The sequence below is a fragment of the Jeotgalibaca sp. A122 genome (genome assembly GCF_052266715.1).
Lineage (GTDB): Bacteria > Bacillota > Bacilli > Lactobacillales > Aerococcaceae > Jeotgalibaca.
This window is the reverse complement of sequence record NZ_JBQPRB010000001.1, coordinates 522,879-546,582: the sequence shown is the minus strand read 5'-3', so window position 1 is coordinate 546,582 and position 23,704 is coordinate 522,879. Positions and strand designations below refer to the sequence as shown.

Genomic DNA, 23,704 nt, shown 5'->3' with positions numbered 1-23,704 from the left:
ATGCATGGAGCGGACTGGTACTAATCGGTCGAGGACTTAACCACGATTGAAGATTCAAAAAAGCAAGCGCGGAATGGCTTTGGTCGGCCGTTACGACGTGTTATGGATTCAGTTTTGAGGGAACGGTGTTCCCCCAATTAAATAGTTGTGCGGTGGCGATGGCGAGAAGGCCACACCTGTTCCCATCCCGAACACAGAAGTTAAGCTTCTTAGCGCCGATTGTAGTGAAGGGTTTCCCTTTGTGAGAGTAGGACGCTGCCGCGCAATTTATTTTTCTCTTTTTTTGTTTTCCGGAGGTTTAGCTCAGCTGGGAGAGCGTCTGCCTTACAAGCAGGATGTCGGCGGTTCGATCCCGTCAACCTCCATTATCCAGGCCCCCTCAAACAGGCCGGATGGTGTGGACCGAGGTCCGCAATGGATTGTTTGAGTCATTAGCTCAGTTGGTAGAGCATCTGACTTTTAATCAGAGGGTCGCAGGTTCGAGCCCTGCATGACTCATATACATTTTAATATGTATAAAGCCGGCTTAGCTCAGTTGGTAGAGCATCTGATTTGTAATCAGAGGGTCGAGGGTTCAAGTCCTTTAGCCGGCATTTTGCGGAAGTAGTTCAGTGGTAGAACACCACCTTGCCAAGGTGGGGGTCGCGGGTTCGAACCCCGTCTTCCGCTTTCACATTTTGCAGCCATAGCTCAACTGGATAGAGTACCTGACTACGAATCAGGCGGTTGTAGGTTCGACTCCTACTGGTTGCATTTTTATCATCGGGAAGTAGCTCAGCTTGGTAGAGCACTTGGTTTGGGACCAAGGGGTCGCAGGTTCGAATCCTGTCTTCCCGATATCCGAGACTGGGTCAATTTCCTGGTCTTTTGTTTTTCATTGATAAGAAACATTGTGCGGTGACGATGGCGAGAAGGTCACACCTGTTCCCATCCCGAACACAGAAGTTAAGCTTCTTAGCGCCGATTGTAGTGAAGGGTTTCCCTTTGTGAGAGTAGGACGTTGCCGCGCAGTATGATTGAATCGGTCTCTCTATGGAGAGGCTTTTTTATTTGCAAAAAAATAAAGCCAGACAAAATCTAAAAAATAAGATTTTGCCTGGCTTTGTCATTCTTAAATTATTTAATTAAAGAAGCCGCTGCTTCATCCACGATAACAATTACATCTGGGTGATTTACTAAAACAGTTGAAGGAATGTCTTCAGTAGGTTCCGTAGCAGTCACTAAATCTTTGATTGCTTGAGCTTTATCTTCACCAAAAGCTAAAAGAATGATTTTCTTAGCCTTCATGATAGAAGCAAGACCCATTGAATAAGCTTGACGTGGCACATCTTCTTCTTTTTCAAAAAAACGTTTGTTAGCATTAATAGTAGATTGCGTTAACTCAACTTTGTGCGTCAAAGAGTTAAGTGGTGTGCCTGGTTCATTAAAAGCGATATGCCCGTTATGACCAATTCCCAAGATTTGAACATCAACAGGGTATTTTTCCAGAATAGCTTCATAATGTTCGATTTCAGCTTTTTCTTCGTTCATACCATTTGGTACATAGGATTCTTTGAAGGGTTTATGATTGAATAAGTTTTGTTCCATGAAGTAACGGTAGCTTTGCTCATGTGTTCCTGGCAAACCTACATACTCATCCAGGTTGACAGAAACAGCTTCAGAAAAATCAACATCACTTTCAACGAGCTTTTTATAAAGGCCTTCTGGGGTTGACCCTGTTGCTAACCCAAATACTTTTGCGCCATTGTCCAGGGCTTCCCGGATTAATTCATAAGCTTTTTGTGAACCTTCTTCTCTTGTTTGTGTATAAAGGATTTCCAATGATCTGATGCTCCTTTTTATATAGTAGTATTAAAATAATTCTAAAACTAAAAGTATTCATTGTCAATAAAACTAAAAAATACACATCCGGGATATTTATAAACAAAATAGTTCAAAAAAGAGTCAGATTACGATATAATAATTGGTCAATAGACAGATTTCGGACCTTTCCATTTGACACTGAACCAAGAATAGCATACTATTTGTGTTACAATAGTCAAAATTAGTCAGGTGAAAGGGGGCGGATGAATTGCAGAACCAAAATATGTCAGATATCATTGAAGCTTATATTAAAAAAATACTTAAGCAACAAGAGCAAGTTGAGATACGACGTAATGAAATGGCCAGTCACTTCAATTGTGTCCCTTCACAAATCAATTACGTAATTAATACGCGTTTTACCGAGCAACATGGCTATTTAGTCGAAAGTAAACGTGGCGGCGGTGGGTATATACGCATCATGAAGGTCAAATTCATGGATGAAGTGGAATTTCTTGATGAAATGATCAAGATGGTCGGAAACGTTATTTCCGAAAGAGACGCGTTTGCCATCGTTCAAAATATGTTTAATAAAAAACTAATTTCCAAGCGAGAAGGCAATCTCATGTTGTCAATTCTCGATAAAAATACGCTCCAGGTTTTTGGGGATGATGAGGATGTTGTACGCGCGCATCTTTTGACCAAACAATTACAGAGTCTTCGCTTTAAAGCATAATATAATCAGTCATAACCCTAGTAAAGGAGGCGTTAAGGATGGACGAACTATTTACAGAAAAAGCGAGCAAAGCGCTCATTCTAGCAACGGAAGAGGCCCATTACTTTAAACATCAATCAATTGGAACAGAACATATTCTTTTAGGGCTTCTACGCGAACCTGAGGGAATTGCCGGGAAAATTCTTCGCGACTTCGATGTGGATGAGGAACACGTTCGTGATGAAATTGAGCATCTAACGGGCTATGGAACGGCAAGACCGTTATCCGACCATTTTGCTCCAATGCCATTTTCGCCTCGGGCTAAAACTGTCGTGATGTACGCCACTACAGAGTCCCAAAAGTTAGGAACGCTTCTTGTTGGTACAGAACATCTATTGATTGGTCTGTTAAAAGAAGAAGTTTTAGCAGTAAAGATTTTGAAAAATCTTGGTGTTGATTTCAACCTATTACGTAAAACGCTATATGAAAAAATCGGTTTAAAACAACCGGCAAAAAATACGATTAGAGGCGGCAAAAAAGCTGCTAAAACTTCGGAGGGAACACCAACACTAGATTCACTGGCACGGGACATGACAGAATTGGCTCGTAATCAGAAATTAGACCCGATTGTAGGTCGGGAACGGGAAGTACGTCGCATTCTTCAAGTTATATCTCGCCGTACAAAAAACAACCCTGTTCTTGTCGGGGAGCCAGGTGTTGGTAAAACGGCAATCGTTGAAGGCTTAGCCCAGAAAATCGTCAATGGCGAAGTGCCGGAGCAGTTGGCACACAAACGTCTGATGATGCTGGATATGGGATCTCTGGTAGCTGGAACCAAATACCGTGGTGAATTTGAAGAACGGATGAAAAAAATCATCGACGAAGTTTATCGGGATGGCAATGTTATCCTCTTTATCGATGAATTACATACGTTAATCGGTGCGGGGGGAGCAGAAGGAGCAATCGATGCTTCTAATATCCTGAAACCTGCATTGGCACGTGGTGAGCTTCAAACAATCGGGGCAACCACACTGGACGAATATCAAAAATATATTGAAAAAGACGCAGCCTTGGAACGTCGTTTTGCCCCTATTCATATTGACGAGCCGACCGCTGATGAAACGGTGGATATTTTGATGGGACTACGCTCCCGTTATGAAGATCACCACCGGGTAGAAATCACGGACGAAGCGATTGAAGCAGCTGTGAAGCTCTCAACCCGTTACATTACCTCTCGTCGTTTACCAGATAAAGCTATTGATTTAATCGATGAATCGGCGGCGAAAGTCCGTTTAGACGTGACGCATGGTGATACACCTGTGGGTAAATTGGAAGATGAAATTGAGCGCCTCGGCAAAGAAAAAGAAGATGCCATCCTGAACCAGGATTTTGCTAAAGCAGCGCGTATTCGTAAAAAAGAGATGACACGCAAACAACGTCTGGATCGCATCAGAGAAGAATCAGAAGCGGCTTCCCAGAGTGATGAATACACCTTGAGTGTAGATGAACGCGATGTTGCCGAAGTTGTTGCGTTGTGGACCGGAATCCCCGTTTACCAGATGGAACAAAAAGAAAGCGACCGCTTAATGAAACTTGAAAATGTTCTTCATGAGCGCGTTATCGGCCAAGAAGAGGCAGTAGGTGCTGTATCACGTGCGATTCGCCGTGCCCGCTCAGGATTGAAAGATCCAAATCGTCCAATCGGAAGCTTCCTTTTCCTTGGACCAACGGGTGTCGGAAAAACCGAATTGGCCAAAACATTGGCAGAAGCAATGTTTGGTTCAGAGGATGCCTTGGTTCGAATTGATATGTCAGAATACATGGAGAAATTTGCAACCAGTCGTTTAGTCGGTTCACCTCCAGGTTATGTGGGTTACGATGAAGGTGGCCAATTGACTGAAAAAATTAGACAAAAACCTTATTCTGTTATTTTGTTTGATGAGGTTGAAAAAGCGCATCCGGATGTCTTTAATATTCTGCTGCAAGTTTTGGATGATGGTCATTTGACTGATTCGAAAGGTCGCAAAGTTGATTTCCGTAACACCATCTTAATTATGACATCCAACTTGGGAGCAACTGCCATTCGTGATGAAAAATCCGTTGGCTTCAATGTCAAGGATATGAAACATGACTATAAGGCGATGGAGAAACGCATTCGGGAAGAACTGAAAAGTACTTTCCGTCCGGAATTCTTGAACCGAATTGATGAATCGATTGTATTCCATTCGCTGGACAAGAAAGAATTGCATGAAATCGTTAAGTTGATGGCGAATACGATTGTGAAACGTCTGAAAGACTTGGATGTTCACGTTAAAGTTACCCCTTCTGCGATTGATGTTATCGCTAAGGCTGGCTTCGACCCTGAATATGGGGCGCGTCCAATTCGTCGTGCTATCCAGAAAGAAATCGAGGACAAACTAAGCGAAGAAATGCTAACCGGAAATGTTAAGTTTGGTGATTCCGTGACTATTGGTGCGCGCAACGGAGAAATCCGTATTTCAGTCCGTGAAGATAAAAAAGATTCAACAGACGAAACAGGTAAAGATTTAGTAGGAAGTAATTCTTAACATACGAAAAACGAGGAAGAGACACAAGTCTCGCCCTCGTTTTTTTGATTAGTGTTTCAATAAGCTCAAGCGGTCGACCGTAATTTCGATTTCCGCTTCGCCGACATTTTCTGAAATGTCCTGTTTAATAACTTTGACTAATTGTTCATTTGAGGTGGTAATGTCTTCGGGAACGTCGATATCAAAAGATATTTTGACGTTTTCAGGTCCTTCTTCAACCCTGAAATCATGAAATTTCAAATTTAATTGGTAAGATTTGAGGATGGCTTTGACTTCACGGTAAATTCGCGTATGTTCCTCGTTTTGGACGGCTATTGGATCCAGGTGACAAATTAAATCGATACCAAGTTCATCTTTGAAATGTTTTTCGATATAGTCGCTGACCTCATGCGCCTCGGTTAAGGTCCAACTATCATCGACTTCTATATGGATGGAGGCATACGTCTTATTGGGGCCATAATTGTGAACGAGCAAGTCATGATAGCCCAGGATGGCGTCGAATTGGTCGAAATGCGCCTGGATTTCGGACAGCTCTTTCTCGTTTGGTCGTGAGCCGAGCAAATCATCCATGGAATCACGAATCATGTTGATGCCACTGTAAATGATAAAAATGGCAAGTATCGCCCCTGCATATCCATCCACGGTTAACCCAGTGAAAAACTCAATCAATGAAGCAAGTAATACAATGATGGTCGTATAAACATCGTTCAAACTATCTTGAGCTGCTCCTCTAAGAGTATTCGAATGGATGGTAGTGGCAGCTGATTTATAAAAGAGGCCCTGAATTATTTTTGCGAAGATGGAAACCGTCAATAACACAAAAATAAGTGGCCCGCTTGCTAAGGCGGTGGAATTAAAAATACGCTCGACGGAAGTAGTTAAAAATTGAAACCCCACAAAAATAATGATGGTTGAAACCAATAGTCCACTGATGTATTCAAAGCGTTCATGCCCATAAGGATGTTCTTTGTCTGGTGGCTTAGAAGCAGCCTTGAAGCCCAATAACGTCAGGATGGAAGAAGCAGTGTCGGAAAGGCTATTGATGGCATCGGTCATAATGGATACACTGCCCGATAACCAACCCGCAGCTAATTTAACAATAAAAAGTAATAAATTTGAAATCAGTCCGATAACACCGGCCAATAAGCCAATGCGCAGACGCTTTTTCTCGATGGTATGATGTTCGGCATAAGATTCCAGCCATTTAGTAAACATGTGGAGACTCCCTTTTCGATAGAATGTACGCTTATTATGCCATAGGTGGCAGACCAAATCATTCGGAATACGTTTTCTTGTATGCTAAAATAAAGACAAATGAAAAGGAGCGATCAATAATGAAAAATTCAAATTCAAAAAAAGCATTTCTCATTGGTTTAGCTGCCACGGCTGCTATAACTGCTGTCGCAACAATTCTTATGAATGAAGAAGAAACTGTGGACCGCGTTGGGGCTTATTTAAACCGCCAACGATTGAAAAGTAAATTCAAAGGCAACCATCGTGTCATGAACGTCGTCGAAACGCTAAGTGATAATGAAATCGAAACATTATTGAGCGTTTTCGATCGCACCGGCAGCTGGAAAGATACAATTTTTGATACGTTCGACGATTTGAGAGACAAAGCGGTTGATTATAAAGATCATGTAAGCAAAAAGTTCAAATAAATGAATGAGAAGGAGACGATAGGGCAACCTGTCGTCTCCTTTGTTATTTAAACCGGGCATGTAATGCCATATAACTCAGCAGTAAATCATCCATTTTTTTCAAATTCAAACCGATTGTGTCCACAAAACGGTCAATGCGATATTGTAACGTATTACGATGGACGTAAAGGTCGGTAGCTGCTTTGGAAATATTTCCCTGATTTTGCCACATGGCATACACTAAGTCAGCCCCGCCGTCTATATTTTGAATACCTTCCTTTATTGTGGCTAGAATTGGGCTTTTGGAAGCTGCTTCAAAGGTATAGTGGGGCAAAGCTGTCGTCGTTAGGGTGACGATTTGATCCGCCTGGCTTCGAGAACGTGTGTCCAGGAATATACTTTGTTCTTCTAAAAAAAGTGCAGGTAAAAACGAATTGACTGTCCAGTTTTGACCCAGATATGCATTGGACTTGATGCCAAAATCATCATCCAACACATTCAAGACGCCTTCAATTTCATTTGTCAGCTCAAAGTGATCAGGATTATGAATAATGAAGATGGCATATTGTTCTGAAACAAAAAAACCATCGACTATAGAAGAGAGGGTGTTTTTAAAAGCATCCAGCCATAATTTTCGGTCAATCGGCTCTGGAGAAGTTTGTTTTAAAGTGACTTGCAGGACCTGGATGCGCTCATAACCACTTGGGATAGGGTTGGGATTTTCCAACAAATAATGTGCCCAAACGTTCTTGAGGCCGGTATTAAAAACTGTATCTGGTTCCAACATCTGGATGATCAGACGTTTTTCCCGGTCTGTTATGGTACCGGATGCGAAATGCATGAATTTGCCCTCCAAGGGGACAGTGAAATAATCATTTCCCATCCAGGAAGATTGGTTGACCTTCGCCTCAGGGAAAAGTTCTTTAAGTAAGTCTTCCATAAAAGATTTTCCTCGCAATCGATTTCAATAGTACTTTCATTTTAACATTGATACAAAATAATTGGAAAGATGTTCCGAAATAGATTATATTAGGGTGGATGAGAAAGAGGGATAAGATGGAATTAGCTGAAAAAGAGGCGTTTATGCGGGAAGCTATCCTGGAGGCAGAAAAAGCGCGCGCTATTGGGGAAGTTCCCATTGGCGCGGTTATTGTACTGGATGGTGAAATCATTGGACGCGGCCATAATGAACGAGAAACGACTAACGATGCCACTACACATGCCGAAATGACGGCCATTCGTGATGCCAACAAAAAACTTTCGAATTGGCGTCTGGAAGATGCTGAATTGTTTGTAACGTTGGAGCCCTGCCCAATGTGCAGTGGCGCCATCATTTTATCACGCATCAAAAAAGTTTATTATGGTGCGGCTGATTTAAAGGGTGGGACTGCCGGTACATTGATGAATTTATTGCAAGACGATCGCTTTAACCACCAAGCAGAAGTGGAAACAGGTATTCTGCATGATGAATGCCAAAGTTTGTTGCAAACCTTTTTTCGCGCGTTACGCTTAAAAAGAAAAGAAGAAAGTCGGAAACATTTACGTCGAATGAACTGATTGCCCTTGAAAAATAAGGGCGACGTGTGTTATACTAAACTTTGCCGAAAGGCCTTACTGCAATGGCGGTCTTATGAATGAGTCAGATCCGGAAGGAAGCAGCTATAAGTAAGAGTCGCCATGTGCTGTAAGTTAATAGCAAACCAGATGTTCTTATCTTCGGATGAGGGCTTTTTATTTTTTAATCACTTTTACAAAAAACGCTCACCCGGAAGAAAAGTCTCTGGGTGAGCGTTTTATCTCGTTATTCAACAACGGCAACAATAATACTGCCGAATTCAATTCGTTCTTGGTACTTCTGGAGAGTATCCAGGGGATGCCCCGTCTTTTTAAATTCGGGGACGGTTAAAATATCTTTGACATTTTCAATCAGGGAATGGGAAGAAAAAATGGAACCATCTTCATTGCGGAGGTCATAATTATTAAGAATCGTATCTTTACTGGCGATATTCGTCACAATATAAATATGTTCTTTGGGAATGCCGTCTTCACGGAGTTTCCTGACGGTATTCAAACTTGTAGCTATGGAGGTTGTACATGTTTCAATTCGGATTTTCACGTCTATCCCTCCTTTCCTCTCTTGTGTCCAGTATACTCTGGATTTCATCTAAAAACAAAAATATCCCGATACCATTTAAAAAGGTTAATTTGGCGCCTTTTCAAGTCAAAAGGAAACGTCAGCTCCGCTTTCTATTTTGGCTTTTTTACCGTATAATGAATAGATGAAATACGCACAGAAAGAAGGGAAATAATGAGTTATCAAGCACTTTATCGTGTCTGGCGGCCACAGCGCTTCGAGGATATTGCCGGTCAACAAGCGGTGACGCGAACTTTGAAAAATGCTCTCGAACAAAAAAAATCTAGCCACGCTTATTTATTCACTGGTCCAAGAGGGACAGGGAAAACGAGTGCGGCTAAAATTTTCGCTAAAGCCATTAACTGCCCGAATCAACAAGACGGTGAACCATGTAATGCCTGTGAAATGTGTCTTGCCATCACAGAAGGTCGCTTGAATGACGTCATCGAAATTGACGCGGCCAGTAACAACGGGGTTGAGGAAATCCGTGACATTCGCGACAAAGCTCGTTATGCTCCCACGCAAGCTGAACATAAAATTTATATCATAGACGAGGTGCATATGTTGTCAACAGGCGCCTTTAATGCCCTTTTGAAAACATTGGAAGAGCCACCGGAGAATGTTATTTTTATTCTGGCAACGACCGAACCGCATAAAATTCCACTGACCATCATCTCGCGGACACAGCGCTTTGATTTCAAACGCATCACGTACCAGGATATTTTAGCGCGAATGATTTTTATTTTGAAAGAAGAAACAATCGCCTATGAGGAAGAAGCCCTGCATGTTATTGCGCGGGCAGCTAACGGCGGAATGCGGGACGCCTTGAGTCTATTGGACCAAGTCATTTCCTATAATTCCGATTTGGTCACTTTGGATAACGCGATTCAAGTATCGGGAAGCCTGACCGAGGAAATGATGTTGTCATTCCTGGGCGCCCTCAAGGAAGAAAACGCTGAGGAAGCACTTAAAATCCTGAATGCGATTTTAGCTAACGGTAAAGAAGCAGGCCGCTTCCTGGAAGAAATGATCCTGTTTTCCCGGGACATTTTGGTGTATAAACAGACAAACGGTAAAGGGATGGAGGACGCTGACCGTTTGACGGATAAGTTCCGTTCGTTTGCTGAATCAGTGGCAGCTACGTTCTTATACCGGGCTATTGAAGAATTCAGCCAAACGCAAAAAGAAATGCGTTTCTCAACACAACCGGATGTCTACCTGGAAGTCCTGGCGGTTAAATTATCACAGCCCCTTTCACAACCAGCTACAGCCACAACCAAAGCAGCAGACAGCCAAGAAGTGGTCCGTCTGGAAAAGGAAGTTGCTTCTTTGAAAAAAGAACTAAAAGCTGTTTTGGAAGGATTGAAAAATGGTAGAATTGAAGTATCAGCAAGTGATACAGTTGCAAAACCAGCGCCACCACGTAAAAATCCAAATGGTTTTAAACCGGATATCGGTCGCGCGCAACAAATTATGCGCGAAGCAACAAAACAAGAGCTTGTTACGTTACAATCTAATTGGGGAGATATCCTTGATTACCTATCTGTTACCCAACGAGCGGTTTTACGCCAAGCAGAACCCGTGGCAGCAAACGGTAGTGCCTGTATTCTAGCTTTCGAGTACGATATTCTTTGCCAAAAAGCGACGGAAGATATGGAACTCCGGGAAGCATTGGCTGAGGCGATTCAAAGGATGACAAACCGACCAGGTGAAGTCGTTTGTTTGACCGTCGAGCAATGGGGAACTTTGCGCCGTAACTATGTACAGGATTTAAAGGCAGGTAAAATCCAGCCGAAACAACCGGAACCAAATGCAGTGGCCCCAACAGACCATCCCGTGGCCAGTGAGTTTTCGGACAACGATGTACCGCCACAACCCTTTGAAGATTTTGCAATGGGACCGGATGAAGATGTGCGGGAAGAAGAAAAACAAAAAGAAGTTGTCGAACAAGCAATCAGCATTTTCGGAGAAGAAAATGTGACAATCATAAACGACTAAATAAAAGGAGCGAATTATAATGCGCGGAAATATGGGAAATATGCAAGGTATGATGAAACAAATGCAAAAAATGCAAAAACAAATCGAGGAAACACAAGAACAAATCAACCAAACACAGTTTGTAGGGGTAGCTGCCAATGAACTTGTTCAAGTAACAATGACCGGAGATAAAAAAGTAGTTGATGTTGCAATCAAACCGGAAGCTGTCGATCCAGATGATATCGAAATGCTGCAAGATTTAATTTTGATGGCGACAAACGCTGCTCTTGAGAAAATCGAAGTAGAAACAAAAGCAAAATTGGGTAAATTCGCAAGCGCAATGCCTAACTTTTAATTGACGGAAGGTGCTGACTAAATGCATTATCCAGAACCAATAGCCAAGCTGATTGAGAGTTTCATGAAATTACCAGGTATCGGCCAAAAAACGGCTGCTCGTCTTGCTTTCTTCTGTATGGATATGGAAGAGGAAGAGATTGTTAAATTCGCGAATGCCTTAATCAGTACAAAGAGAGATTTACATTACTGTTCCGTTTGTGGCAACATCACCGAATCGGACCCTTGCTCCATTTGTCAGGATGAAGGCCGTGACCGTTCAACCGTTTTGGTAGTGGAAAATCCACGCGATATCATGTCCATGGAAAAAATTCGGGAATTTCATGGTTTGTACCATGTTCTGCATGGTGTTCTTTCTCCGATGGAAGGAACCGGACCGGAAGATTTGAATATCCCTGATTTGATTAAACGTCTTCAAAACGAGGAAATTAATGAAGTGATTATTGCAACCAACGCAACGGCAGAAGGTGAAGCAACAGCGATGTACCTATCACGACTCATCAAGCCAGCTGGAATCAAAGTGACGCGTCTTGCCTATGGACTGGCAGTGGGTAGCGACATTGAATATGCGGATGAAATGACGTTATTCCGCGCTATCGACGGTCGCCGGGAATTATAGGAAGAAAGTATGAGGAGTCATTAATAAAATGGTGTTCCATTTATTGAATAAAAGCAGGAAAAATCAGCAAAAACAGCTGATGGATGAACGTTTGAGCAATAGCCTGCAGACTGTTTTCCAGAGATACCAACTGCTCTTACACCTCGAAGAAGAAGCGTACGATGTACCGGAAGACTTGAATGCCTTACGGAAAATTGAAAGAGCCAAGTACTTGTGCTTGATGCGCGAAGCGCGTCAGCGGAATATCCAGGGTGATATTGCCAAGCCAAGGAAGATCAAAGCAATGGGTCTGAAAAAACGAGGCTATAAAAAAGACAACTTATACCAGGATTAGCTGACTTTTTAGAAGCTATAAAAAAGCAATGAATTAGAGTATAATGAGATTACATGAACAAGGAGCTAGCGTATATGAATGGTATTTTTATCACATTGGAAGGCCCGGATGGATCTGGCAAAACTACCGCATTGAGAGAGATTGTAAAACGCCTCTCCACAATGACGGATAAACAGATTGTCTCAACCCGTGAACCGGGTGGCAGCCCGATTGCAGAAAAAATAAGGGATATCATTCTGGATCCGGCACATACAAAGATGGATGCACGGACGGAAGCCTTGTTGTATGCAGCAAGCCGCCGCCAACACTTGGTGGAAAAAGTACTCCCCGTTCTTGACGCAGGCGATATTGTTCTTTGCGACCGTTTTGTGGATAGTTCCATTGCTTACCAAGGACACGCGCGTGAAATTGGCGAGGCGGGTATTTTTCGAATCAATGATTTTGCGACAGATGGTATCCAGCCTGATTTAACATTATACATTGATGTTCCGGCTGAAGTCGGCTTAGGCCGCATTCAAAAGAGCGAGGGAACACGAGAGTATAATCGTCTCGACCAAGAAAAGTTGTCTTTTCATGAGAAAGTAAGGGAAGGCTACCAAGCCTTGGCGCAAAAGAACAAAGAGCGAATTGTTACAATAGATGGCACACAAACACCAGAAGAAGTCGTGACACAGTGTATGACAGTTATCCTGTCCCGCTTCTTTTAATTTAAAAGACAGAAAGAGGAGATCGTTATGAAACTGATTATGGCAGTCGTTCAAGATAAAGACAGTGCATTACTTTCGGATGAACTTGTTGAGGCAAACATCCGGGCAACAAAATTATCATCGTCTGGTGGCTTCCTCCGTTCAGGAAACACAACCTTCATGATTGGGGTTGAGGATGAACAAGTAGAAGAAGTACTGAACATTATCAAAGTGAACTGTGAATCCAGAGAACAGTACATGACTACTCCGGTTAACATGGATGTATCATTAAACGGCAACAACTTGGCTTATCCGATGCAAGTACATGTAGGTGGGGCGACCGTCTTCGTCATGCCTGTTGAAAGCTTCCATCGCTTCTAATGCCCATGGTGACAGAATTAGAAAAAAAACAGCCGGAACTTCAGCAATTGTTTGCGAACGCAATTACCGGAAAACGACTTGGCCACGCTTATTTGTTTGAAGGTGCTCGGGGAACCGGGAAAATGGCCTTAGCCGAACGGGTGGCACAAGCTATTTTTTGTGAGAGTGGACACCTCGGGATACCTTGCGGGAATTGCCGGAATTGCCGGCGATTTATTGAGGGGAATCAACCGGATTTAATCGTGGTGGAGCCGGACGGCCAATCCATTAAAGTGGATCAAATCAGGCAACTGAAATCCGAATTTTCTAAAAGTGCAGTGGAAGGCAATAAAAAGGTCTATATCATCGATCAGGCGGAAAAGATGACCATTAGCGCGGCCAACAGCCTCCTGACTTTTTTGGAAGAACCAGGGATGGATACGTATTTATTTTTACTGACAACCGTAAAAGAGAATATTCTTCCAACCATCCGCTCCCGTTGTCAAATCATTCATTTCCAGCCTTTAAAGCGGGAAGTGATGGGGGATGTTTTTCGGGAAGAAGGCATTACGGAAAAATACGTCGGTGTATTATCAGCTTTAACCAATGATACAAAAGAAGCCCAGCGATTACAGGCAGATGAATGGTTCCAGGAGCTCCTGGGAAAAGTATGGACGTGGTTTAATCAACTCATGAAGAAAGACTCCATGGCTTTTATTTATGTCCACACTGACCTCATGCCTTTGGTGAAAGAACGTGCACAGATAACGTTATGTCTGGATTTGTTACTATTCCATTATCGCGATATGCTCTATCTATCATTCGGTCATGATAAAGCGGCCGTTCACCAAGAACTATTGAAACATTATCAAAATTTTCGAAAAGATAGTGGTTATTTAACCCAACAAATAGAGAATATCCTGGATGGCAAGAAAGCCATCCAGGCTAATGTCCAAGCACAAGGTGTTTTGGAAAGTCTTGTTATTCAAAATCAACTAATCAAGTGAGCAATGAAAAAGGAGGTAGCTAAGGTGAAAAAAGCACTGGGTATTCGTTTTGTAAATAATGGTCCCATTTCTTATTTTGAAAATGAATCAGAAATGTTTGCGTTAAATGAAAAAGTCATTGTCAGACAAGGCGAATATCTTGAAATCGGGAAAGTTGTCATTGCATCCAAAAGCTGTCAACAAGAGGATGCTCTACAACCGGCCGAATTAATCTTGCGATCCGCAACGACAGAGGACTTGACTATAGAAAAAGACAATGTTGAAGAAGCCGCGGCAGCTTTTAAAATAGCCAAAGCGGAAGCGCGCCGTTCCCAAATAGAGATGAAAATTGTCGGTGCGAATTACTCATTCGATCGTCAAAAGCTAACTTTCTTATTCAGCGCTCCTGGCCGCGTCGATTTCCGCTCGTTCGTGCGGGAACTAGCAGCTATTTTCCACGTACGGATTGAGTTGCGACAAATTGGCGCCCGTGATGAAGCGAAATTTTTGGGGGGCATTGGTCCATGTGGCCGGCCGCTTTGTTGCTCTACTTTCTTGGGTGATTTTGTACCTGTATCGATAAAAATGGCTAAAAATCAAGGGTTATCCTTGAATAATGCCAAATTATCAGGATTATGTGGGCGCTTGATGTGCTGTTTGAATTATGAAGATGAGACGTATGAAGAGTTAAAGAAATCCATGCCGGATTACGGCACTGAAATCGAAACGCCAGAAGGACTGGGAAAAGTTGTGGGATTGAATATCCTATCCCAGGTGGTGACCATAAAATTGTTCCAGGAACGAAAAACAGTTCAATATGCCTGGGAAGAACTGACGCAAGTCTTTGCTTAAGAAATATGAAATTGTGAGTGGGTAGAATGGATAAACGAGCTTTATTTGATCAATTTCATCGTGTTGAAAGCCGGATTTCATCTGTTAATGAAGATTTACGGGAAATTCAACAGAAGCTGACGGAATTGATTGAGGAAAATACAAATCTGCAGATTGAGAACCAACATTTGCGTGACCGCATTGAATACCTGGATAAACAATTGGAGCCAGATACTGTGGTGACGGAACCAGAAATGTCTAAATCACGTTTGAATCTACAGAAATTATATGAGGATGGCTTCCATGTCTGTAATGTTTATTACGGCAGCCGCAGGGTGGATGATGAATCCTGTGTCTTCTGTCTGGATGTCATTTATGGAGAACGGGGCGGTAATGGTGACAGATAAAAACCCCCTTTTAAGAGAGGGCGAACGTCTGGATATTTTGAAACGCGAAAATATCCAGATTATTCAGAGTCCCTCTGTTTTTTCTTTCTCTCTGGACGCTGTTTTATTGGCAGACTTTGCTGAATTACCTCGAAAACGGAAAGCGACAATCGTGGACTTTTGTTCCGGAAACGGTGCGGTCGCTTTTTTGTTGACGGGTAAAACGGAAAATCCAATCATCGGGGTGGAAGTACAGGACCGTTTGGTGGATATGGCCAAACGAACCGTCCAATTGAATCAGATCGAAGAAAAAGTCTCTTTTATCCATGCTGATATTAATGCGATTACCGAGCATATTAAACCGGACTCTGTTGATATCATCACGTGTAATCCGCCTTATTTCAAAAATTTAAATGATAGTACCAAGAATAATCTGGATGCTTATACGATTGCGCGCCACGAAATTTTGTTGAATTTGCCTCAATTAATGAAGAAAACAAGCCAGTTACTAAAAATGAATGGAAAAGCCTATTTCGTCCATCGTCCCGACCGCTTTTTTGAAATTTTGGATGCGATGCGGGCAAATCGCCTGGCTCCGAAAAAAATCCGTTTCATTTATCCTTATGAGGGCAAGGAAGCGAACATGATTTTAATTGAAGCAATAAAAGACGGAAAAGAAGAAGGGCTAAAAATATTGTCGCCTCTTTTCATTCATGACGATTCCCGTGCCTATTCCGAAGAAGTGAAGGCGATTCTTTTTGGCGAATAACAAACAGCATTATTTTTACGTTTTACATTGTGCCGATGACTCCTTTTACGCAGGTTATACAACCGACCCTGAGCGCCGGGAAAAAGAACATAATAACGGGATTGGTTCCAAATATACAAAAACCCGCCGTCCCGTGAAAATGATTCATGAACAGGGCTTTGAAACGCGCAGTGAAGCGACAAAAGCAGAATATGCATTCAAGCAATTAACGAGAAGACAAAAAGAAATCCGTTTGAAAAAGTGGAAGAAGGAGATACCAGATGATTGAAACCCAAAAAAGTTATGAAACCCACCAATCCGGTACGCTTTACCTTGTTCCAACCCCAATAGGCAATTTAGGTGATATGACCTACCGGGCAGTGGAAACCTTGAAAGATGTGGACTGGATTGCTTCGGAAGATACCCGAAACACCCAGAAATTGTTAAATCACTTTGATATCACCACTTCTCAAATCAGTTTCCACGAACATAATACGAAAGAACGGATTCCTTATTTGCTGGAATTACTAGAAAATGGATCCAACATTGCACAAGTAAGTGATGCGGGAATGCCTTCTATCAGTGATCCCGGTCATGATCTGGTCGTAGCCTGTATCGAAGCCCAGATTACGGTTGTCCCTTTACCTGGTGCAAATGCTGGCGTGACGGCACTTATTGCGTCTGGTTTGCCACCGCAACCTTTTACGTTTATCGGTTTTTTGAAGCGTAAAAAGAAAGAGCAGCGTGAACAATGGGAAATGTTGAAAAATAAAGAAGAAACGATGATTTTTTACGAATCACCCTACCGGATCAAAGAAACAATCAGTAACCTCATTATCGTTTTAGGCCCAGAGCGCCGTGTGGTGATTTGTCGCGAGTTAACAAAACGCTATGAGGAATTTATCCGTGGAACGGCTGAAGAAGTATTGGAATGGTTGGAGCAGTCGGAAGTGAAGGGTGAAATTTGTTTCATGGTGGAAGGGAATCGCGAACCAGAAGAAGCGGTGAATCAATTTTTCCCTGAGGACTTAAAGAAACATGTTGAACTCGTAATGGACCAAGAAGGACTTGCCGCAAAAGATGCCATTAAGCAAGTTGCTAAAGTACGCCAATTGAAAAAGCAAGACGTGTATCAAGCTTATCACGAACTTTAAGGGGGAGAAGGCGCATGGTATTTTACGGAGTTGGAATGATGTGCGTAGGCACATTCTTTTATATGTGGCGAAATCAGCGCACACGCACCGAAAAAAACTCTGCGTTGCTTCTTGCTCTTTTTGCTTTTGGGGCTGGAATTAATCAAAGGAATCGTTACCCTTTTGAAGCTGCAATCGTCCAGTTTCTGGAGAAGACTGAAATATTCTTATTATTGATTGCGCCTTATGTTCTCGGCTTATCCAGTATCGGACTCATTGTTCATGCCTTTAATCGTTTAAGGAAACGACCTGAATCCAGGAAGTATCGTGTTGTAGCTGCATCTGGAATATTGATGTTGGGAATACTGGTGTTGGTACTGATTAATCGCTTATGGCTGAATAGCAGTCTAATCTTTTCTTTGGAAACAATGCTTGATTATGTTTTCCTGTATTTATTAATTACTTTCATTATTTTTTTGTTTATGGTTTTGTCGTCCCGGGTTATCAGCCCCAGTTTTAATAAATCCTGGGTTATCATTTTAGGTACGGGATTGGCGCCGGACGGAGGAGTCAGTCTGATGCTGAAGTACCGTTTGGACCGCGCTATTCAATACCAAAATAATCAAATTATGCAAGGTTATGAACCGGCAACATTGGTCGTGAGTGGCGGGAAAAGCCCCGATGATGCGGTTTCGGAAGCAGAAGTGATGCAGGCCTATTTACTGGAAAAAGGAGTAACTGCGGATAAAATCATTGTGGAGGATCAATCGATCAATACCCATCAAAATTTTCTGTATAGCCAACGTCTCCTTAAGAGCCAAGAAAAAATATTATTTGTGACGAGTTCTTATCATGTCCTGCGTGGTGGGGTGTATGCCAGTCAATTAGGAATTGAAGCAGAAGGTATTGGTGCTAAAACACCGATTTTCTACTTACCCTATGCACTTTTACGGGAATATCTGGCCTTGTTCTTGATTTATCGTCATATCCATTTCCTTACGCTCAGCATTTATTTAATCAGCGCCTATTTATATAACAAATAAACGGACCCGACAAAATGTCGGGTCCGTTTATTCGTGTTCATTAAAGAATGTCTTGTTTGTTTTGGCTTGCCAATAGGTCGCGGATTTCACGTAAGTATTCCTCTGCTGTAGGTACTTCAACTTCTTCAGTATCCATATCAGGGTGTTTACGTTTGAACTTATTCGCCGACTTGATAATAATGAACAGAACAAAGGCAATAATTAGGAAGTCGATGATAGCCTGAATGAAGTTTCCGTAAGTGAGGGTAGCAGTCCCGATTTTGACAGCCAAATCACTCATATCTGCTTGAGAAGTCATAGATACAATTAATGGTGTAATAATATCAGCAACTAATGAATTTACGATAGCAGAGAAAGCTGCCCCGATAATTACCCCGACTGCCAAATCCAAAACATTACCACGCATAATAAACTCTTTAAATTCTTTGATCATTTTTTTCACCTCCTCCGCAATATAGTTTCATTATAAGGGATAAATTTTGGTATTTAAAACGATAAGCCTATTTGAAATTACTTTCTGAGAACAATGTAATGGTTCGGTAGATAGTCTTCCAGCGGTAGGGTTGCTTCTTGCCCAGCAGCTAACCGTGCTAATTGATAACCTATGAGTGGTCCGGTGGTTAGACCTGATGATCCCAAGCCACTAGCAACCAATAGATGGGGTTGACCGGGAACATAGCCGAAGAAAGGACTAAAGTCGGAAGTATAAGCACGGGTTCCTACTTTTACTTCAATTGTTTGGGCACCTTGTAAACGCGTAAATAAGGCTTCGCCTTGTTCAATCAAGTGATTGATGATATCGGGTTCTACGGTTATATCATATCCTTTGTCATTTTCATGTGTTGCCCCGACAAAAACTTTGCCATTCCCGATTGGTAAAACGTCAATTTCACCTTCGGGCATAATCACCGGTAAATCTCCGTTATCAACATCATCGGTTTGAAGCACGACGAGTTGCCCTTTTTGCCCACGAATATCGACTTGATAACCGAGGGGCTCCAGGGTTTGGGGTAACCAGGCTCCGGTAGCCAGAATAACCGCATTGAATTGCTTTAAAAAGGTTTCATTCAAATCAATCCACCCTTTCGATAGAGTGCCACCATTCTTCACAACCTGCGCCAGCAATTCGGCTACCATAGCACCGCCATCCAGACGTGCACCGCCCGAAACGAATAGGGCATTTTCCTGGGTTTGGATTGAAGGAAGCAAGGAAAGCAGTTCTTCCTGGCTCTGGATTTTCAAATCGCCTATTTCCGGTGCATCTTCCCGCCGTTTCAAGCCTAATTCATATTGCTCTTGTGTCGCTTTAGGGGTTTTCTTTAATAAGATGGCGCCGGAAACTTTATAGAAAGAAGAATCTCCGCCATCCGTTGCCAAATCCTCACATAGCTGTTTATAAAAAGCTGCTCCTTCTGAAGCCAGCCGATACCATTTTTTATTGCGTCGTTTTGATAGCCAGGGGCAGATGATACCAGCTGCAGCAGAAGTCGCTTGCCCTGTTCCTTCATCAAATACCGTAACCTGATGTCCTTGGCGGGATAAATAATAGGCTGCAGTCGCGCCGACAATCCCACCACCGATAATTGCTATATTTCGTGTCATTATTTTTCTCCTCTAAACAAAAATAGGAGGCTGGGACTTTTGTACCAGCCTCTTTCCTATATGCGAATATCTCTATTCTAAACGTGCGACAAAAGGCAGCCCCGACGTTCACTTCACGAATAATGCTCAGAAGGTCTGCGACCATCTGAGCATTATTCGCTCCAGTGATTCGGGGCTAAACGCCTTTTGTCCCACTCTGCTCTATTTTAACATTCAAATTCATTTCCTGTCGTACCGCGAATTTGTCCTTCTCCAAAAACAATATACTTGTAGGAAGTAAGTTCAGCTAATCCCATTGGTCCACGGGCATGTAATTTTTGGGTGCTGATGCCAATTTCGCCACCAAGTCCGAAGCAACCACCATCTGTGAAGCGCGACGAGGCATTAACGTAAACTGCAGCGGCATCGATGTCTTCCAAGAATGCAAGCGCAGTCTGGTAATCAGCGGTCACGATGACTTCTGAATGACCAGTGGAATGTTTTTGAATATGCAAAACGGCAGCATCGTAATGACTGACGACTTTAACCGCCAATGTCATATCCAGAAATTCGGTATCATAGTCTTCAGGCGTTGCCAGAATCGCATCAGGGATTAAGGACATTGTCTTTTCATCCCCACGTATTTCCACGTTGTAAGGCTTTAGGGCCTCGGCAAATACAGGCAAGAAGCGGTTGGCCACATCCGAGTGAACAAGCAAGTTTTCAATGGAATTACAGACAGAAGGGCGGTCACATTTTGCATTTATCAAAATACGGGTTGCCATTTCCAAATCTGCTTCTTTATCGATATACAAATGGCAATTTCCGACCCCTGTCTCAATAACCGGAACAGTCGCGTTTTTCAAAACATTCTGAATCAGGCCTGCGCCACCACGTGGAATCAAGCAATCCAAATAGTCATTCATTTGCATAAAGGCTGTCGCAAGTTCACGGGAAGGGTCAGTAATCAGTTGAATCATTTCAATGGGCAATTCAGCCGCTCTCAAGCCTTCACGCATTGCTTCCAGGATGGCCTGGTTTGATGCCAGGGCTTCTTTCCCGCCGCGTAAGATAACAGCGTTACCGGATTTGAAACAAAGAGCAGCGGCATCCGCAGTGACGTTCGGGCGAGATTCATAAATAATCCCGATGACACCTAATGGCACACGCTGTTTACCGATGCGCAGGCCATCTTCACTTGTCTTCATTTCCTCAATATAACCCACTGGATCTGGTAATCCGGCAATTTGATGAATACTTTCCGCCATGGATTGGATACGGGCAGGATTTAAAGTTAAGCGTTCAATCATTGGTTTTGCCAATCCCCGCTCTTGGGCGTTTGCAATATCGATGGCATTGGCTTCAATGATTGCTTCCTGATTTTTCAAAAGGGCAGCTTCCATTGCAAGCAAAGCTTTATTTTTCTGAGCTGTTTTGGTTTTTCTGAGGATATTGGCAGCTATTTTTGCTTGCCTACCCATTGTTTCGAGCATGTTGTTCATTCAGTCGTTTCCTCCTTGATCAATTCAGGTTGGTTAGAGAAATAAGTGCCGATTTCATGACCTTTGAGAATATCAAAGATAATGGTGGGATCCTCTGCTTTGGCTAAGATCATTTCGTGATTATTTTTTAATAAGTACTGGGCAGCTTTGAGCTTGGTGATCATACCACCTGTTCCAAAGGAAGAACCTTCGCCTCCAGCTTTCGCCATTTCCTCATCAGTCACTTGGGAAATCGTGTGAAAGAGGGTGGCATCTGGGTTGTTGACCGGATTTTGGTCATAGAACCCATCGATATCGGAAAGCATGATTAATAAATCGGCGTCGATGATGTTTGCCACGATTGCGGAAAGCTGGTCATTATCACCAAATTTTGTTTGGTGATCCAACTCTTCAACCGCAACCGTATCATTTTCATTTACGATGGGAATAATACCCATTTCAATTAAGGCGTTGAAGGTATTGGTTACATTTTTTAAACTTTCCGGGAATTCGATAATGTCGCGTGTTAGCAGGATTTGGCCAACTGTCTGATTGTAGTGGGAAAAGAAACGGGAATAAAGATTCATCATCTCGCATTGTCCGATGGCGGAAATTGCTTGTTGCCCGGGTATCGAAACGGGACGTTTGGAAATATTCAACTTGTCCAAGCCAACTCCCATCGCGCCAGAAGAAACCAGGACAATTTCCTTGCCGTCTTTGTTAAGGGTAGAAAGGACATAAGCGAGGCGGTCGAATTGTTGGTAGTTCACTTTGCCGTTTGCAGTCATCAAGGAACTTGTTCCAATTTTAATGACGATGCGTTTACTTTGCTGTAGTTTTTTTCGTATATTCATGTTTATTCCTCATTTGTTTTTAATGGCTTTGCTCAATACTATCACGAAAAGGGAAAAACTTGAAGTAAGTGAAATCATTGAAAAGAAAAAATAACTGTCTTATAATAGAGCTAAGCAAAGGTTCGAACATTTTTAAGTCTTTTATACTGAAAAATGGGAGGTAATCACATGGCTGCATTTATTAAGAAATCCGTTCAGATGAGTGTTTGTCCGCAACCTTTGCCAAAAAAATTGAATAGTTGGTCGATGATGCACAGGGAGAAGTGACCTTTGTGTTTTTTTTGTTTTAGAAAGGAGCTGCTTATGAATTATTTATATAGTAGAGAAACCTTTTCAAAATGGAATTACGTCCTTCAGCATCATCAAAAGAAACCGCCTGATTTTTAGCATCATGGTATCTAATAATCTTAAGAGGTGGAATTTATATGAAAATGAGAAGAATGACCATACAAAAGGCCATGCTGTTAACAGCAGAAAGGTAGTGTGATCCTAAATCTCCGCTGCCTGCGGTTAAAGGCAGAGTTCACCTTTCTATTTTTGATTAAATTACTTACTGTGTATCTTTAAAATAACGCAATAGAGGAGGTTGGGCACAGAAATCCAACCTCCTCTATATTTATTTTATAGATTTGCTCTTACATCGCGGTATAACCGCCATCAACTGCAATGGTGGCACCGGTAACGTAAGATGATAAATCTGAACACAACCATAAGTTCGCTTGTGCAACTTCTTCTGCTTCGGCAAAGCGCCCAAGCATACTCAGTTGTTTGGCATAGGCAACGGGATCAAGGCCGAATTGGACGAGAGCATTTTGCAACATGGGCGTATCGATTGCACCCGGACAAACAGTGTTGATGCGAATGCCTTTGGATGAATAATCCATTGCTGCTGCTTTCGTCGCACCAATCACGCCATGTTTTGCAGTGACGTAAGCAGGATTAGCGGGTTGGGGCCGTAAGCCGCTGACAGATGAAGTATTGACGATAGAACTTTTGCCACCTTGCTTAAGCATTTGTTGGATTTCATATTTCATGCACAGCATGATGCCCTTCAAATCGACGGACATTAATCGGTCATAGTAGTCCATATCCATCTCTGCGATTGGTTTATCATCGGGCGTAATGGCTGCGTTGTTTACGGCGACATCTAGACGTCCATATGTTTCTACCGTCTTTTCTACCAGATTTTTAACTTGTTCTTCTTTTGATACATCCACTTTAATGAAGGTAGCTTCACCGCCATTTTTCCTGATTCCATCTGCCGTTTTTTGGCCTTCTTCTTCGTTATAATCGGCGATGATAACTTTGGCGCCCACTTGAGCAAATAATTCCGCGGTTGCTTTTCCCATACCCATTGCAGCACCTGTTACAATTGCGACCTTATCATTTAGATTTAGCATGTTTTTCCCATCTCCACTCATATTGATAGTTCTTAAAAAGTAAACGCTTTCATTATGTATTCATGTTACTACAAC

26 protein-coding genes, 6 tRNA genes, 2 rRNA genes and 1 other RNA gene are annotated in these 23,704 nt (G+C 42.4%); 26 read left to right on the top strand and 9 right to left on the bottom strand.

All coding sequences use genetic code 11. The features are described from left to right. The first annotated feature begins 148 nt into the window (after window positions 1-148). The 8 genes from rrf (ACTU7M_RS02645) to rrf (ACTU7M_RS02610) all read left to right on the top strand — a co-directional run bounded on the left by rrf (ACTU7M_RS02645) (window position 149) and on the right by rrf (ACTU7M_RS02610) (window position 1,009). Window positions 149-264: ribosomal RNA gene (rrf, locus tag ACTU7M_RS02645) — 5S ribosomal RNA — on the top strand. 28 nt (window positions 265-292) lie between these two features. Continuing rightward, window positions 293-365: transfer RNA gene (locus ACTU7M_RS02640), tRNA-Val, on the top strand. Between the two features lie 60 nt (window positions 366-425). Further along, window positions 426-498 (top strand) — tRNA-Lys (locus tag ACTU7M_RS02635). A gap of 22 nt (window positions 499-520) precedes the next feature. Continuing rightward, a tRNA-Thr gene (locus ACTU7M_RS02630) sits at window positions 521-593 on the top strand. A 4-nt stretch (window positions 594-597) separates the two neighbouring features. Next, window positions 598-669 (top strand) — tRNA-Gly (locus ACTU7M_RS02625). A 10-nt stretch (window positions 670-679) separates the two neighbouring features. After that, window positions 680-753, top strand: a tRNA-Arg gene (locus ACTU7M_RS02620). A gap of 10 nt (window positions 754-763) precedes the next feature. Continuing rightward, window positions 764-837, top strand: a tRNA-Pro gene (locus ACTU7M_RS02615). Between the two features lie 56 nt (window positions 838-893). Continuing rightward, window positions 894-1,009, top strand: a 5S ribosomal RNA gene (gene rrf, locus ACTU7M_RS02610). Between the two features lie 107 nt (window positions 1,010-1,116). Here rrf (ACTU7M_RS02610) and ACTU7M_RS02605 read toward each other — a convergent pair. After that, complete coding sequence (locus ACTU7M_RS02605) at window positions 1,117-1,821, bottom strand: glucosamine-6-phosphate deaminase (RefSeq protein WP_443472808.1); 705 nt, start codon at window positions 1,819-1,821, stop codon at window positions 1,117-1,119. A gap of 250 nt (window positions 1,822-2,071) precedes the next feature. Between ACTU7M_RS02605 and ACTU7M_RS02600 the strand changes: the two genes are divergently transcribed. Both ACTU7M_RS02600 and ACTU7M_RS02595 read left to right on the top strand, forming a co-directional pair. After that, window positions 2,072-2,536, top strand: a complete 465-nt coding sequence (locus ACTU7M_RS02600) for a CtsR family transcriptional regulator (RefSeq protein WP_443472807.1) — start codon at window positions 2,072-2,074, stop codon at window positions 2,534-2,536. 38 nt (window positions 2,537-2,574) lie between these two features. Further along, window positions 2,575-5,082 carry an ATP-dependent Clp protease ATP-binding subunit gene (locus ACTU7M_RS02595; RefSeq protein ID WP_443472806.1) on the top strand — a complete coding sequence of 836 codons (2,508 nt, stop codon included), beginning with the start codon at window positions 2,575-2,577 and terminating at the stop codon, window positions 5,080-5,082. Window positions 5,083-5,130: 48 nt separating this feature from the next. Here ACTU7M_RS02595 and ACTU7M_RS02590 read toward each other — a convergent pair whose 3' ends face one another. Further along, window positions 5,131-6,297 (bottom strand): cation diffusion facilitator family transporter, encoded by a 1,167-nt coding sequence (locus ACTU7M_RS02590; protein ID WP_443472805.1) that lies wholly within the window; start codon window positions 6,295-6,297, stop codon window positions 5,131-5,133. Window positions 6,298-6,416: 119 nt separating this feature from the next. Between ACTU7M_RS02590 and ACTU7M_RS02585 the strand changes: the two genes are divergently transcribed. Continuing rightward, a complete protein-coding gene (locus ACTU7M_RS02585) occupies window positions 6,417-6,743 on the top strand; it encodes a hypothetical protein (protein ID WP_443472804.1) in 327 nt (108 codons plus the stop codon). Window positions 6,744-6,786: 43 nt separating this feature from the next. Here ACTU7M_RS02585 and ACTU7M_RS02580 read toward each other — a convergent pair whose 3' ends face one another. Then, window positions 6,787-7,662 carry a helix-turn-helix domain-containing protein gene (locus tag ACTU7M_RS02580; protein ID WP_443472803.1) on the bottom strand — a complete coding sequence of 292 codons (876 nt, stop codon included), beginning with the start codon at window positions 7,660-7,662 and terminating at the stop codon, window positions 6,787-6,789. Between the two features lie 116 nt (window positions 7,663-7,778). Between ACTU7M_RS02580 and tadA the strand changes: the two genes are divergently transcribed. Both tadA and ffs read left to right on the top strand, forming a co-directional pair. Next, window positions 7,779-8,279 (top strand): tRNA adenosine(34) deaminase TadA, encoded by a 501-nt coding sequence (gene tadA, locus ACTU7M_RS02575; protein ID WP_443472802.1) that lies wholly within the window; start codon window positions 7,779-7,781, stop codon window positions 8,277-8,279. A 51-nt stretch (window positions 8,280-8,330) separates the two neighbouring features. Beyond that, window positions 8,331-8,416, top strand: an RNA gene (ffs, locus tag ACTU7M_RS02570) — signal recognition particle sRNA small type. 107 nt (window positions 8,417-8,523) lie between these two features. Here ffs and ACTU7M_RS02565 read toward each other — a convergent pair. Further along, entirely contained in the window at window positions 8,524-8,838 is a 315-nt protein-coding gene (locus ACTU7M_RS02565; RefSeq protein ID WP_443472801.1) for a hypothetical protein, read from the bottom strand. Window positions 8,839-9,030: 192 nt separating this feature from the next. Here ACTU7M_RS02565 and dnaX point away from each other — a divergent pair, with 192 nt between their 5' ends. From dnaX to ACTU7M_RS02500, 13 genes are all read left to right on the top strand, one after another. Further along, a complete protein-coding gene (gene dnaX, locus ACTU7M_RS02560) occupies window positions 9,031-10,854 on the top strand; it encodes a DNA polymerase III subunit gamma/tau (protein WP_443472800.1) in 1,824 nt (607 codons plus the stop codon). Window positions 10,855-10,870: 16 nt separating this feature from the next. After that, complete coding sequence (locus ACTU7M_RS02555; protein ID WP_443472823.1) at window positions 10,871-11,188, top strand: YbaB/EbfC family nucleoid-associated protein; 318 nt, start codon at window positions 10,871-10,873, stop codon at window positions 11,186-11,188. 21 nt (window positions 11,189-11,209) lie between these two features. Beyond that, window positions 11,210-11,806, top strand: coding sequence for a recombination mediator RecR (gene recR / locus ACTU7M_RS02550; protein ID WP_443472799.1), 597 nt, complete (start codon window positions 11,210-11,212; stop codon window positions 11,804-11,806). A gap of 28 nt (window positions 11,807-11,834) precedes the next feature. Continuing rightward, window positions 11,835-12,140, top strand: a complete 306-nt coding sequence (locus ACTU7M_RS02545; protein WP_443472798.1) for a DUF2508 family protein — start codon at window positions 11,835-11,837, stop codon at window positions 12,138-12,140. A 74-nt stretch (window positions 12,141-12,214) separates the two neighbouring features. Beyond that, a complete protein-coding gene (tmk, locus tag ACTU7M_RS02540) occupies window positions 12,215-12,847 on the top strand; it encodes a dTMP kinase (RefSeq protein ID WP_443472797.1) in 633 nt (210 codons plus the stop codon). Window positions 12,848-12,874: 27 nt separating this feature from the next. Beyond that, window positions 12,875-13,207, top strand: coding sequence for a cyclic-di-AMP receptor (locus ACTU7M_RS02535; RefSeq protein ID WP_443472796.1), 333 nt, complete (start codon window positions 12,875-12,877; stop codon window positions 13,205-13,207). Window positions 13,208-13,215: 8 nt separating this feature from the next. Further along, window positions 13,216-14,193 (top strand): DNA polymerase III subunit delta', encoded by a 978-nt coding sequence (holB, locus tag ACTU7M_RS02530; protein ID WP_443472795.1) that lies wholly within the window; start codon window positions 13,216-13,218, stop codon window positions 14,191-14,193. Window positions 14,194-14,217: 24 nt separating this feature from the next. After that, window positions 14,218-15,024: a PSP1 domain-containing protein gene (locus tag ACTU7M_RS02525; protein ID WP_443472794.1), complete on the top strand. Its 807-nt coding sequence runs from the start codon at window positions 14,218-14,220 to the stop codon at window positions 15,022-15,024. A gap of 26 nt (window positions 15,025-15,050) precedes the next feature. After that, window positions 15,051-15,410, top strand: a complete 360-nt coding sequence (locus ACTU7M_RS02520; protein ID WP_443472793.1) for a DNA replication initiation control protein YabA — start codon at window positions 15,051-15,053, stop codon at window positions 15,408-15,410. After that, complete coding sequence (locus ACTU7M_RS02515; RefSeq protein ID WP_443472822.1) at window positions 15,397-16,158, top strand: tRNA1(Val) (adenine(37)-N6)-methyltransferase; 762 nt, start codon at window positions 15,397-15,399, stop codon at window positions 16,156-16,158. Before ACTU7M_RS02520 ends, ACTU7M_RS02515 begins: the two co-directional genes overlap by 14 nt. After that, on the top strand, window positions 16,148-16,426 hold the full coding sequence (locus ACTU7M_RS02510) for a GIY-YIG nuclease family protein (RefSeq protein ID WP_443472792.1): 279 nt from the start codon (window positions 16,148-16,150) through the stop codon (window positions 16,424-16,426). The genes ACTU7M_RS02515 and ACTU7M_RS02510 overlap by 11 nt, the downstream gene beginning before the upstream one ends. Next, a complete protein-coding gene (gene rsmI, locus ACTU7M_RS02505) occupies window positions 16,422-17,291 on the top strand; it encodes a 16S rRNA (cytidine(1402)-2'-O)-methyltransferase (RefSeq protein ID WP_443472821.1) in 870 nt (289 codons plus the stop codon). Before ACTU7M_RS02510 ends, rsmI begins: the two co-directional genes overlap by 5 nt. A 14-nt stretch (window positions 17,292-17,305) precedes the next feature. After that, window positions 17,306-18,313: a YdcF family protein gene (locus ACTU7M_RS02500; RefSeq protein ID WP_443472791.1), complete on the top strand. Its 1,008-nt coding sequence runs from the start codon at window positions 17,306-17,308 to the stop codon at window positions 18,311-18,313. Between the two features lie 40 nt (window positions 18,314-18,353). Here the strand turns inward: ACTU7M_RS02500 and mscL are convergent, their stop codons facing one another. From mscL to ACTU7M_RS02475, 5 genes are all read right to left on the bottom strand, one after another. Further along, complete coding sequence (gene mscL / locus ACTU7M_RS02495) at window positions 18,354-18,746, bottom strand: large-conductance mechanosensitive channel protein MscL (RefSeq protein WP_443472790.1); 393 nt, start codon at window positions 18,744-18,746, stop codon at window positions 18,354-18,356. A 77-nt stretch (window positions 18,747-18,823) separates the two neighbouring features. Beyond that, window positions 18,824-19,915 (bottom strand): NAD(P)/FAD-dependent oxidoreductase, encoded by a 1,092-nt coding sequence (locus ACTU7M_RS02490; protein WP_443472789.1) that lies wholly within the window; start codon window positions 19,913-19,915, stop codon window positions 18,824-18,826. A 206-nt stretch (window positions 19,916-20,121) separates the two neighbouring features. Then, complete coding sequence (locus ACTU7M_RS02485; protein ID WP_443472788.1) at window positions 20,122-21,396, bottom strand: glutamate-5-semialdehyde dehydrogenase; 1,275 nt, start codon at window positions 21,394-21,396, stop codon at window positions 20,122-20,124. Continuing rightward, window positions 21,393-22,223: a glutamate 5-kinase gene (proB, locus tag ACTU7M_RS02480; RefSeq protein WP_443472820.1), complete on the bottom strand. Its 831-nt coding sequence runs from the start codon at window positions 22,221-22,223 to the stop codon at window positions 21,393-21,395. Before proB ends, ACTU7M_RS02485 begins: the two co-directional genes overlap by 4 nt. 641 nt (window positions 22,224-22,864) lie before the next feature. Continuing rightward, entirely contained in the window at window positions 22,865-23,629 is a 765-nt protein-coding gene (locus ACTU7M_RS02475) for an SDR family NAD(P)-dependent oxidoreductase (protein ID WP_443472787.1), read from the bottom strand. Window positions 23,630-23,704 lie beyond the last annotated feature (75 nt).